Raw genomic sequence first — 11178 nt, 5'->3', positions numbered from 1 at the left:
GGTTCCGCCCGGCCGCGTCCAGGAGGGCCGAGCCCGCCGCGATCACCAGACCGCACGCGACGACGGCGGCGGCCGAGATCAGGACGGCGCGTCTCCTGCGGCGCCTGCGCTCCTCCGGCCCGTCCGGCCGCCGCGGCACGGTCGGCCCTCCCGGTCCGACGGCGCCCGGCCAGGGCGCGGGGGCGCCGCCCGGCCAGGGCATCGGCACGGCCCCCGCCCCCGCCGGTACCGGCTACTCCGTCCGCAGCCCCTCCGGCCGCATCAGCCGCCACAGTGAAGGCAGGCTGAGCAGCGTCACCAGGACGACGACGCCGCCCCCGATACCGGCCATCGCCCCGACCGCCGCCAGGTCGACCGTGAGCGAGTGGCCGACCATGGCGAGCAGGATGGAGCCGAGGCCGAGGCCCACCACCGTGGCGAGCAGCAGCCCCAGGGCCACCGGGACGGCCGTCTGCCAGAGCACCGACCAGCTCATCGTGGAGCGCCGGGTGCCGAAGGCCGTCAGGGCGGCCAGCAGCTTCCGGCGGTCGCGCAGCTGCTCCAGTACCGAGACCAGCAGGCTCGCGCCGATCAGCAGGAGCACCGCGGCGGCGCCGATGTACAGCCCCTTGCGGACACTCGCGAAGCGGTTGTCCTCGCGTACCTCGTGCAGGGCGTCGATCCCGGTGAGCGGGTCCACCTTCGCCGCGGCGTTGCGGGCCAGATCGACCGCGTCCGGCTCCGACGGGTCGAGCGTGATGTAGTCCGTGTTGACCAGCGAAAGGTGCCGCAGCGCGGGCAGGGCCCCCGGTGTGAGCAGCACGCCTCCGAAGATGGAGCTGCCGGCCGGGTCGGTCCTGACGTCCACCGTGCGGGTCCTGGCCGGGACGGTCCAGGTGAGGGTCTGGTCGTGGCCGTCGGGGAAGGCCGGTTTGAGGAACAGCCGCTTGCCGGGCTTGGCGATCTTCGTGAGGTTGTCGTCCGATCCGGCGTCGGCGATGAACGCGTCACCGTCCTTGCAGGACGGGAGGGCGGCCAGGGCCCGGAGCGCCGTGCAGTCGCCGGTGTACATGTCGCTGGTCTCCTCGGCGTTCCGCGATCCCCCTGCGGTGGCCCTGCCGACCGAGAGCACGTTCCGTACGCCCCGCGTGGAGCGCAGCGCGTCGGCCATCCGGGTCTTGGTGAGGTCGCTCTGGACGACCATCTGGGCACGTGAGGTGTCGGCCCCGGTCTCCTTGCTGTAGTCGCCGTCGACCCCCGCGAACAGCATCTGGAGCGCGATGGCACCGGCCACAGCGACGGCGATGCCGTTGACGAGCCTGGCCGCGGTGCCGCTCGTCATCTGGAGCCTGCGGACGGCCAGTTGCCAGGCGGTGCTGCTGCCGCCCAGACGGTTCACCACGGCCTCGATCAGCCAGGGCAGCAGCGCGGTCACACCGACCAGCAGCAGCACGCTGCCGCTGATCACCAGCGTGCTGTTGAAGTCGCCCGATGTGCGGGACTTGCCCAGCATCGGCACCAGCAGGGCGAGTCCGGCGACCGGCAGGAGCGCCCGCCACCAGATCCGGCGGCGGCGCGGGACCGAGACGCGGACCACACCGAGCGGCTCGATGACCACCCCGCGCAGGGCGAGCAGGGTGACCGCGACGGCCGCGGCGGGCACCGCGAGTACGACCAGTACGGCCAGCCCCGCGCTCGGATCCAGGTCCGCGGGGAAGAGATTGATCCCCGCCACGTCGATGTCGCCGACGAACGCCCGGCCTATCAGGAAGAACCCCGCGCCGAAGACCACCCCGAGCAGGGAGCCCGCCAGCGCCTCGCCGGCCGCGATACGGCGGGTCATCCGGGAGTCCGTACCGACCAGACGCAGGGCCGCGAGCCTGCGGTCCCTGCTGTCGCTGCCGAAACGTACGGCAGCCGCGATGAAGACGCCCACCGGCATCAGCAGCACCACGAAGATGATCACGACGAGCAGGCGCAGGACCGGGTCCATGTCCTCGCGGGGCGGCAGCTTCGCGAAGGAGGTGATGCGCCGCACCGTGCCGACGTCGTCCAGGGCGAGGTGGCTGTCGCCCGCGTAGTAGGCCAGTTCGTTGGGGCCGGTCAGACCGGCGTCGCCGAGCGTGCCGGTGATCCGGTACGGGAGGCGCTCACGCAGCAGTGCCCCCCGGTCCGACGCCAGCAGCCTGCGCAGCGCGGGTGACACCAGCATCTCGCCGTCGCCGGGCAGCGCGTGCGTGCCGGGCGGCAGCGGCGCGTGGGGGCCCTCGCCGCGCACCACACGGCCGCGGACGTCGGCACCCCGGTACGCGGTGTCCGCGACCGCGAGCAGCATGGTGTTGTCGCCCGCCTTGTCGATCATGGTCGCGCCGAAGTCGTTGCGGTTGTTCTCCCGCGCGTCCCGGGCGGCGAGCGCGCTCGGGATCGCCGTGGTGAACAGCAGCAGCGCCACTCCGAGGCCCACCCCGACCGCGGTCAGTAGGGTCCGGGTCCAGCCCTCGCGGCCTCCGCCGACGGCGAACTTCATGCCCATCGTGAGGTCTCGGGTCCAGCTCATGACAGGTGCTCCAGATCGCGGGACCTGCCGTCGCGTACGACGACCTCACGGTCCGAGTAGGCGGCGACGCGCGGCTCGTGGGTGACGAGGACGACGGCGGCGTTGGTGGAGCGGGCCGCCTGGGTCAGCAGCTCCATCACCCGCTCGCCGTTGAGGGAGTCGAGCGCGCCGGTCGGCTCGTCGGCGAAGACCACGCGCGGCCCGGTCACCAGCGACCGTGCCACGGCGACGCGCTGGCCCTGGCCGCCGGAGACCTCGCCGGGGCGTTTGTGCCCGATGTCGGCGACCTCCAGACGGTCCATCCACTCCTGCGCCGTGCGCTCGGCCTCCTTGCGCTTCGTGCCGTTCAGCCGCAGCGGAAGCGCGACGTTCTCCGTACAGGTCAGCTCGGGGACGAGCTGGCCGAACTGGAAGACGAAGCCGAACTCCCCGCGGCGCAGGGCGCTCCGCTCGGCCTCCGACATCGTGGACAGCTCCCGCCCCTGGTACATGACGGAGCCCGAGTCGGGGCGGACGATACCGGCGAGGCAGTGCAGCAGGGTCGACTTGCCGGAGCCCGACGGCCCCATGATCGCGACCACTTCACCGGCGTGGACGGAGAACGCGGCGCCGTCCAGCGCGGCGGTCGGCCCGTACGCCTTGTGCAGTCCTTCCGCGTACAGCAGGGAACCGGCGGGTGTCATGGGCCGACCTCCTTGGCGAGCTGGTCGAGGCGGGCCGCGGTCAGTTCGAGCCAGCGCAGATCCGCTTCGAGGTGGAACAGGGCGTGGTCGCAGATCAGCTGGTCGGCGAGGTCCCCCCGGCGCTTGCGGTCGGTGAGGATGCGCATCAGCCGCAGATGCTCCGCGCGCTGGGTGTCCAGCAGATCGGCGGCCGGGCGGCCGGTGAGCAGCGCCAGGACGACCTTGGTGTAGAGCGTCGACTGGAGGTACGGCTCGGGCTTCTCGGGGGTGGCGAGCCACTGCTCGACATCGCTGATTCCGGCGTCGGTGATCGCGTACCGCTTGCGCTCGGGGCCGCCCCCAGCCTCCATCGCGTCGACCTCGACCAGGCCGTTCTTCAGGAGCCGGGACATGGTCGAGTAGACCTGCCCGTAGTGCAGCGGCCGGTCATGGCCGAACTTCTCGTCGAAGGCGCGCTTGAGGTCGTAACCGTGGCGCGGCCCCGACTCCAGGATGCCGAGCAGAGTGTGACCGATGGACATACGGGATGGCCTTTCTTGTCCGGTCTTGATGTGTCGATGTTCGGTGCGGATTCACGCGGTGCGGATTTACGCGGTGCGGATTTACGCGGTGCGGGATTCACGGTGCGGATCTACTCGGTACGGAGGCCGTCGGGGCGCATCAGGCGCCACAGCGGAGGCAGGCTCAGGAGCGTGACGAAGAGGATGAGGCCGCCCCCGGCGCCGGCCAGCGGGACGAAAGCCCACCAGTCCGTCACGGGCTTGCCGACCAGCCGCAGCAGTGCGGCGCCGAGCCCGAGACCGCCGGCGGCGGCGAGCGCCAGACCGGTCACCACGGGGACCGCGGTCTGCCAGAGCACCGACCAGCCCAGGGTGGGGCGGCGGGTACCGAAGGCCACCAGGACCGAGAGCAGTTTCCTGCGCTCGCGCAACTGCTCCAGCTGCGAGACGAGCATGGACGCCGCGATCAGCGCCATGGTCGCGACCGCCCCGGCGAGCAGCCCGTTCTCGATGCTCGCGTAACTCCTGTCACGGTCGACCACGGTGAGGTCCCACACCCGCATGACCGGGTCGATACGCGCTGCGGTGTTCCGTACGTGCTCCGCGGCGTCCGGCACCGTGTGGTCGACCTTGACCAGGGCGCGGGTCTGGGCCTGCGGGAGCCGGGCCGCGCTGAGCGCGGACGGGGTGACGAGGATGCCGTCGCGCTTCTCGCCCATCGGGTCCGGGCGGGCCATGACCGTCGGCGAGTCCTTCGGCAGCGTCCACAGGACGGGCTTGTCGTCCTGGCCGACGTTGAGTTCGCCGCCGGGGCGCACGGTCTTGTCCACCCAGTCGTTCATCTCCTTCTGCCCCTTGACGTGGGCGACGAAGGTGTCGCCGTCCTGGCAGGACGGAAGGTCGGCCAGCTCGCGCAGGGTCGGGCAGTCGCCCATGGTGACCGTGGTGGTGGGCCAGGGGCCCATCGCGTCCGGGTCGCCGCCGGGCTTGTCCGCGTAGGACTCGATGGTGCCGATGACCGCGTCGACCCCCTTGGTCTCCTGGAAGGCGTGGATCATCTGCCGGGCCCGTGCGGCGCTGGGGTAGTCCGCGTCGATATGCATCTGGGCGCGCTTCGGATCCTGGTCCGTGGTCCTGGTGAAGTCGTCGTGCAGCCCGACGAAGTACATCTGGAGGGCGACCGCGCCGGCGACCGCGACCGTGATGCCGCTGACCGCGCGGGCCGCCGATCCGCTGCTCAGCTGGAGCCGCCGGGTGGCCAGCTGGAACGGGACGGGACCGCCGTGCAGCCGGTCGACCACGGCCTCGACGACCCAGGGCAGCAGCGTGGTCAGCCCGGCCAGCACCAGGACGGCGCCGATCGCGACGGGGTACGGATTGCCGAGGGCGTCCCCGGCGGACGGCGTATCGACGTTCAGCAGCAGCCCGATTCCGGCGACCGGCATCACCGGACGCCACCAGAACCGGCGGCGGCGGGTGGCGGCCTGCCGGGCCACACCGAGCGGCTCGACGGTGACCGAGCGCATCGCGAAGAGGGTGACCAGGACCGCCGACACCGGCACGAGCAGCGAGATCAGCACCGCAAGCGCGGGCAGCGGGACCAGGTCGGACGGGAAGGCCGACATCTTCCAGAGCCGGACACCGCCGGTGAACAGGCGGCCCACCAGGAAGACCACCCAGCCGAGCAGCACCCCGAGCGCCGCTCCGGCGAACGCCTCGCCCGCCGCGATCCGCCGGGTCATCCGCACGTCCGCGCCGACCAGCCGCAGCGCGGCGAGCCTGCGGTCGCGGCGGTCACCGCCGAAGCGGACCGCGGTCGCGATGAAGATGGCCACCGGGGTGAGCAGGACGACGCAGCCCAGGATGGTGAGCACGACGAGCGGGGCGGAGAGCGGCGGGCTCAGCGGTCCGCCGCCGAAGTGCGCGATCCGGTGGGCGCCGGTGCGGACGGTGAGTGTGGAGCTGCCCGCGTAGTAGTACAGCTCGCCCGGATCGCTCAGCCCGGACTGCCCGATGGTGCCGGTGATCCGGTACGGGAGGCGCTCGCGCAGCAGCTTGCCGCCGGCTGAGCCGAGCAGGTCCCGGAGCGCGGGGGAGACCACCATCGTGCCGGCGGCGGGGATCGCGCCGATGCCGGGCGGGACGATCGGGTGGGGGCCGTCCGCACGGAGCAGATAACCGTCCAGGGTCTCGCCGTGGTATTCGCTCTCGGCGTGCCCGAACAGCAGCGTCGTGTCGCCGCGCGGGACCGGTTTCGTCGGTTCGGAGAGGGTGCGGGCGTGCCCGCGCGCCGACTGGACGCTCACCGCGTGCGGCAGTGCGGACGCGGCGAGCAGCAGGGCCACGCCGAGGGCGACCCCCACGGCGGTGAGCGTGGTGCGCACCCAGGTCTCGCGGCCGCCGGTCACGGCGAACCGGACCCCCAGGGCGAGATCGTCGAACCCGCTCATGCCACGGACTGCGCGAAGCGGTCGCGGGCCTTGCCGTCGCGTACGACGACCTCACGGTCCGAGTAGGCGGCGACGCGTGCCTCGTGGGTGACGAGGACTACGGCCGCGTCGGTGGAGCGGGCCGCCTGGGTGAAGAGCTCCATCGCGCGCTCGCCGTTGAGTGAGTCGAGCGCGCCGGTCGGCTCGTCGGCGAAGAGCACCCGGGGGGTGGTCACCAGGGATCGGGCGATCGCGACGCGCTGGCCCTGTCCGCCGGAGACCTCGCCGGGGCGTTTGTGGCCGACGTCGGCGACCTCCAGGCGCTCCAGCCACTGCTGCGCCGTGCGTTCGGCCTCCTTGCGCTTCGTGCCGTTCAGCCGCAGCGGCAGTGCGACGTTCTGGACGCAGGAGAGTTCGGGGACGAGCTGGCCGAACTGGAAGACGAAGCCGAAGTCCGTGCGGCGCAGGGCGCTGCGGCCCACGTCGTTCATGGCGGTCAGGTCCTGGTCCCCGTACCGGACGGTGCCGGCGTCGGGGGCGACGATCCCGGCCAGACAGTGCAGCAGCGTCGACTTGCCGGACCCGGACGGGCCCATCACCGCGACGATCTCGCCGGGCGCTATGGAGAAGTCCACGCCGTCCAGGGCGGGGGTCGGACCGTAGGCCTTGTGGAGGCCGGTTGCGCTGAGCAACGGAGGCTGGGAGGACATGGCGAGCACTATACACACCCGGTATACCCACGGTGTATACAGCGGAGGAAATGGAAAATACCGGTCATTCAGGGCGACTTGAGAGGAAGATCGGCCGTTCCTGGCAACCTTGCGGGCTTCCTGAACGTCGGTTCCCTATGACACGGGTGCTGATTGTCACGTGTGGAAAGAGCCCTTCGGGGTGGTCCCTGTCCCCGGGCCCTCAGGAAGCGGTGCTAGCTTTCGACAGCTGGTCTGGGTGAGAAGAAGGCGGAGTCACAGAGCGATGGGCCGTGCGGACGATCGACGGGCCCGGCAGCGCGGGGCGCGCCGGGGCAAATCCAAGAAGAAGAGCGGGATACGCGGGCTCTTCACCTGGAAGAAGGTCCTGGGCGGCTTCTTCGTGTGCTGCCTGCTGCTGATGGGCGCGTTCGTCGCGTTCTACATGTACGTGCCCGTGCCGACGGCGAACGCCGACGCGGACCTGCAGAGCAACGTCTACAAGCTCAGCAACGGCAAGGTGCTCGCCCGCACCGGCAAGGTGAACCGCGAGAAGGTCGAGCTCTCGGACATCCCCCTGGAGGTCCAGCACACCTTCGTCGCCGCCGAGAACAAGACCTTCTACCAGGACCACGGAGTCGACTTCAGGGGCACCGCCCGAGGGCTCTACAACACCGTCCAGGGCCGGAAGCAGGGTGGCTCGACGATCACCCAGCAGTACGTCAAGAACTACTACCTGAACTCCGACCAGACGGTGACCCGCAAGCTCAAGGAGCTGGTGGTCTCCCTCAAGATCGACCGGAAGTTCTCCAAGGAAGAGATCCTCTCCGGTTACATCAACACCAGCTACTACGGCCGGGGCGCCTTCGGTATCCAGGCCGCCTCCCAGGCGTACTACGGCATCGACGCCAGGAAGCTGAACGTGAGCCAGGGCGCGTACCTCGCCTCGCTCCTCCAGGCGCCGAGCCAGTACGACTGGAACGTCGCGACCGCCGAGGGCAAGCGGCTGGTCAAGGCCCGCTGGGCGTACACCCTGGACAACATGGTCGAGAAGAAGTGGCTCGACTCGGGCAAGCGCGCCGAGCAGAAGTTCCAGATCCCGCAGAAGCCCAAGCCCGAGAGCGGTCTGAAGGGCGAGACCGGCTATCTGGTCAAGGCCGCCAACCAGGAGCTGGAGGCGCAGGGCATCTCCGAGGCGCAGATCGACGCCGGCGGCTGGACGGTCACGCTCAACATCGACCCGAAGAAGCAGGCCCAGCTGGAGAAGACGCTCAAGAAGCAGCTGACCAGCAAGCTCCGCCCCAAGGAGCATGTGGTCGACGCGGACATCCAGGCGGGCGCCGTCTCGGTCAACCCGCACACCGGCGCGGTCGAGGCGCTCTACGGCGGCCAGGACTACCTGAAGCACGAGTACAGCAATGCCAAGCGCGTCGACTACCAGCCCGCCTCCACCTTCAAGCCGCTGATCCTGGCGGCCGCCCTGGAATCCGGCGCCAAGACGCAGAAGGGCCAGCAGATCGGGGCGAGCACCATCTACGACGGTGACAGCCGGCGCCCTGTGGTGGACAGCAACGGCAACAAGGTCGGGTTCGCCCCGCCCAACGAGGACAACCAGAGCTACGGCCCGGTCACCGTCCAGACCGCCATGAACAACTCCGTCAACTCGGTGTTCGCCCAGATGGGTGTGGACGTCGGCCTCGACAAGGTCCGCAAGCTCGGTCTCGACCTCGGCATGAGCTCCATGAAGAACGCGCAGCCGGTCCCTGCGATGACCCTCGGTTCCTACGGCGCCAGCCCGATGGAGATGGCCGGGATCTACGCGACCTTCGACAACCACGGCAAGAAGGTCACCCCGACCATCGTGAAGGCCGCCAGCCGCCCGAACCAGGAGCCGTTCAAGCCGCAGAAGGCCATCGGCGACCAGGTGATCAGCCCGCAGACGGCCGACGCGGTCACCTCGGTCCTGACCGGCGTGGTCGACGAGGGCACCGGCGCCGTGGTCAAGAACAAGGCGCAGCAGGTCGCGGGCAAGACCGGTACGTCCGACAACAACAAGTCCGCCTGGTTCACCGGCTACACGCCGAACCTGGTGACATCGGTCGGTCTCTTCGGTGAGGCGGCCAAGGCGCGCGTGGAGGACGGCAAGAAGGTCCACCAGGGCGCCCAGGTCACCATCAGCGGCGCGGCAGGCAGCGGCACCCGGGTCAACGGTGGTGGTTTCCCCGCCGAGATCTGGGCGGGGTACACCTTCGGTCTCGACATGAAGCCGAGCAAGTTCGACCTGGACACCGACCAGGGCGCCGCGGTCACCCCCACCACACCGCCGCCGTCGAACACGCCGCCCCCGTCGAACACGCCGCCGCCCCCGACGACCCCGCCGCCGTCGTCCCCGGCCGCACCCCCGTCGCACAACAGCCCGGACCCGTCCCACAGCGGGACGGACGGCGGAGGCGACACCACCGCCGGGAACAACGGCACGACGACCGGGTCCAATGGGAACGAGGGGACCTCACAGGGCACCTCGTCCAACGGCGGCACCTCCAAGGGCACATCGAGCACAGGCGGCTCGGACACCGGGTCCTCCAGTACCGGCGGTGACAACTCCACCGACGGCGGGGGCGGCGGGTCCAACGGCAACAACGGGCCGCTGGGCGGCGGCCTGTAGGACGGACACGGAGACGGAGCAGGACCGGCCCCGCCGGTCCTGCTCCGTCTCCGGTGCCGCGCCGTTACTCCGGTTTGGCCTTCGCGGCGATCCGGTCGCCCGTCGTCTTGTCGATGTTGCGCCAGTACTGCAGCGCCCGGTCGAGCACCGGGGCCGAGACACCCTGCGCCAGATGGCCGACGACATTGTCGACGAGCCGTGCGCGCTGCTCGTCGTTGAGGACCTGGCGCACCATCGTGCCCGGCTGGCCGAAGTCGTCGTCGTCCCGGCGCAGCTTGTACGCCTCGCGGACCATCTCGCCCGCCGTCTGCCAGCCCGCGGGCTCCCCGAAGCGGGCGGTGTCGGCCGCCGGACCGCCGTACGAGTTCGGGGCGTACGGCGCGGACGCCGCGGACGGCTCGTACCGCATCGGCCCGTCCTTCGCGTACGAGTTGACGGGCGAGCGCGGCCTGTTCGGCGGCAGCTGCGTGTAGTTCGGGCCGATCCGGTAGCGGTGGGTGTCCGGGTACGAGAACAGCCGGCCGAGCAGCATCTTGTCGGGCGAGGGACCGATGCCGGGCACCATGTTCGACGGCTCGAAGGATGCCTGCTCGATGTGGACGAAGTGGTCGTCCGGGTTCTTGTTGAGCGTCATCCGGCCGACGTCGATCAGCGGATAGTCGCTGTGCGGCCACACCTTGGTGAGGTCGAACGGGTTGAAGCGGTAGTCCGGGGCGTCGTCGAACGGCATCACCTGGACCTTGAGCGTCCACGAGGGGGCGTTCCCCGACCTGATCGACTCGAAGAGGTCCCGGCGGTGGTAGTCCGTGTCGCATCCGGCCATCGCGTCGGCGTCGGCCTGGCTGAGGAAGTCGATGCCCTGGTCGGTCTTGAAGTGGTACTTCACCCAGAACTTCTCGCCCGCCGCGTTCACCCACATATAGGTGTGCGAGCTGTAGCCGTTCATGTTCCGCCACGTCCTGGGGATACCGCGGTCGCCCATCAGCCAGGTCACCTGGTGTGCGGACTCGGGCGAGAGCGTCCAGAAGTCCCACTGCATGTCGTTGTCGCGCAGCCCGTTGTCCGGGCGGCGTTTCTGGCTGCGGATGAAGTCCTGGAACTTGATCGGGTCACGGACGAAGAAGACCGGCGTGTTGTTGCCGACCATGTCGTAATTGCCGTGTTCCGTATAGAACTTGAGCGCGAAACCGCGCGGGTCGCGCCAGGTGTCGGGCGAACCCATCTCACCGGCGACGGTCGAGAACCGGGCCAGCATCTCGGTGCGCTTGCCCGGCTGGAAGACATCGGCCTTGGTGAACTGGCTGACGTCGTTCGTCACTTCGAAGATCCCGTACGCACCGGAGCCCTTGGCGTGCACCACCCGCTCGGGCACCCGCTCCCGGTTGAACTGCGCCATCTTCTCGATCAGATAGGCGTCCTGCAGCAGCACCGGACCGTCGGAGCCGACGGTGAGCGAGTGTTCGTCGCTCTCCACCGGGATCCCCGCGTTGGTGGTGGTGTGAAGGGCCTTCCGGGGTGCCTCGCTCACGAGCGTTGTCCCATCGTTCGAGGGGGTTGAGGTCGCTTCGTCCGCGTGCCCCAGTGAACCGTCCCGACACCTGGTCGGCAACATTTCTCTGCGTTGGGGTGAAGCCGGACAGCAGAGGGCCCGGTGGGCGTCCATGCACCTGCGGACA

7 protein-coding genes are annotated in these 11178 nt (G+C 70.2%); 1 reads left to right on the top strand and 6 read right to left on the bottom strand.

Annotation, left to right across the window (positions count from 1 at the left end):
- Nucleotides 1–232: 232 nt before the first annotated feature.
- From ACWGKJ_RS28190 to ACWGKJ_RS28170, 5 genes are all read right to left on the bottom strand, one after another.
- Nucleotides 233–2536: an ABC transporter permease gene (locus ACWGKJ_RS28190; protein WP_385033652.1), complete on the bottom strand. Its 2304-nt coding sequence runs from the start codon at nt 2534–2536 to the stop codon at nt 233–235.
- The gene (locus ACWGKJ_RS28185) at nt 2533–3219 is read right to left on the bottom strand and encodes an ABC transporter ATP-binding protein (protein ID WP_385033649.1); all 687 of its coding nucleotides are present in this window, start codon (nt 3217–3219) and stop codon (nt 2533–2535) included. The genes ACWGKJ_RS28190 and ACWGKJ_RS28185 overlap by 4 nt, the downstream gene beginning before the upstream one ends.
- Nucleotides 3216–3740 carry a PadR family transcriptional regulator gene (locus ACWGKJ_RS28180; RefSeq protein WP_385033646.1) on the bottom strand — a complete coding sequence of 175 codons (525 nt, stop codon included), beginning with the start codon at nt 3738–3740 and terminating at the stop codon, nt 3216–3218. Before ACWGKJ_RS28180 ends, ACWGKJ_RS28185 begins: the two co-directional genes overlap by 4 nt.
- Before the next feature lie 110 nt (nt 3741–3850).
- Nucleotides 3851–6169: an FtsX-like permease family protein gene (locus ACWGKJ_RS28175; RefSeq protein WP_453315850.1), complete on the bottom strand. Its 2319-nt coding sequence runs from the start codon at nt 6167–6169 to the stop codon at nt 3851–3853.
- On the bottom strand, nt 6166–6858 hold the full coding sequence (locus ACWGKJ_RS28170; RefSeq protein ID WP_385033641.1) for an ABC transporter ATP-binding protein: 693 nt from the start codon (nt 6856–6858) through the stop codon (nt 6166–6168). Before ACWGKJ_RS28170 ends, ACWGKJ_RS28175 begins: the two co-directional genes overlap by 4 nt.
- 265 nt (nt 6859–7123) lie before the next feature.
- Here ACWGKJ_RS28170 and ACWGKJ_RS28165 point away from each other — a divergent pair, with 265 nt between their 5' ends.
- Nucleotides 7124–9502: a transglycosylase domain-containing protein gene (locus ACWGKJ_RS28165; protein WP_385033638.1), complete on the top strand. Its 2379-nt coding sequence runs from the start codon at nt 7124–7126 to the stop codon at nt 9500–9502.
- Nucleotides 9503–9566: 64 nt separating this feature from the next.
- On the opposite strand, the gene ACWGKJ_RS28160 is transcribed toward ACWGKJ_RS28165, so the two are convergent.
- The gene (locus ACWGKJ_RS28160) at nt 9567–11030 is read right to left on the bottom strand and encodes a catalase (protein ID WP_453315849.1); all 1464 of its coding nucleotides are present in this window, start codon (nt 11028–11030) and stop codon (nt 9567–9569) included.
- Nucleotides 11031–11178 lie beyond the last annotated feature (148 nt).

This window comes from Streptomyces sp. NPDC054757 (genome assembly GCF_053612185.1).
This window is presented reverse-complemented; position numbering and strand designations above follow the sequence as displayed.

Coding starts and splice junctions, on each gene's coding strand:
- ACWGKJ_RS28185 (WP_385033649.1), bottom strand. CDS start 3,219: ATGACACCCGCCGGTTCCCTGCTGTACGCGGAAGGACTGCACAAGGCG.
- ACWGKJ_RS28180 (WP_385033646.1), bottom strand. CDS start 3,740: ATGTCCATCGGTCACACTCTGCTCGGCATCCTGGAGTCGGGGCCGCGC.
- ACWGKJ_RS28165 (WP_385033638.1), top strand. CDS start 7,124: ATGGGCCGTGCGGACGATCGACGGGCCCGGCAGCGCGGGGCGCGCCGG.
- ACWGKJ_RS28175 (WP_453315850.1), bottom strand. CDS start 6,169: ATGAGCGGGTTCGACGATCTCGCCCTGGGGGTCCGGTTCGCCGTGACC.
- ACWGKJ_RS28190 (WP_385033652.1), bottom strand. CDS start 2,536: ATGAGCTGGACCCGAGACCTCACGATGGGCATGAAGTTCGCCGTCGGC.
- ACWGKJ_RS28170 (WP_385033641.1), bottom strand. CDS start 6,858: ATGTCCTCCCAGCCTCCGTTGCTCAGCGCAACCGGCCTCCACAAGGCC.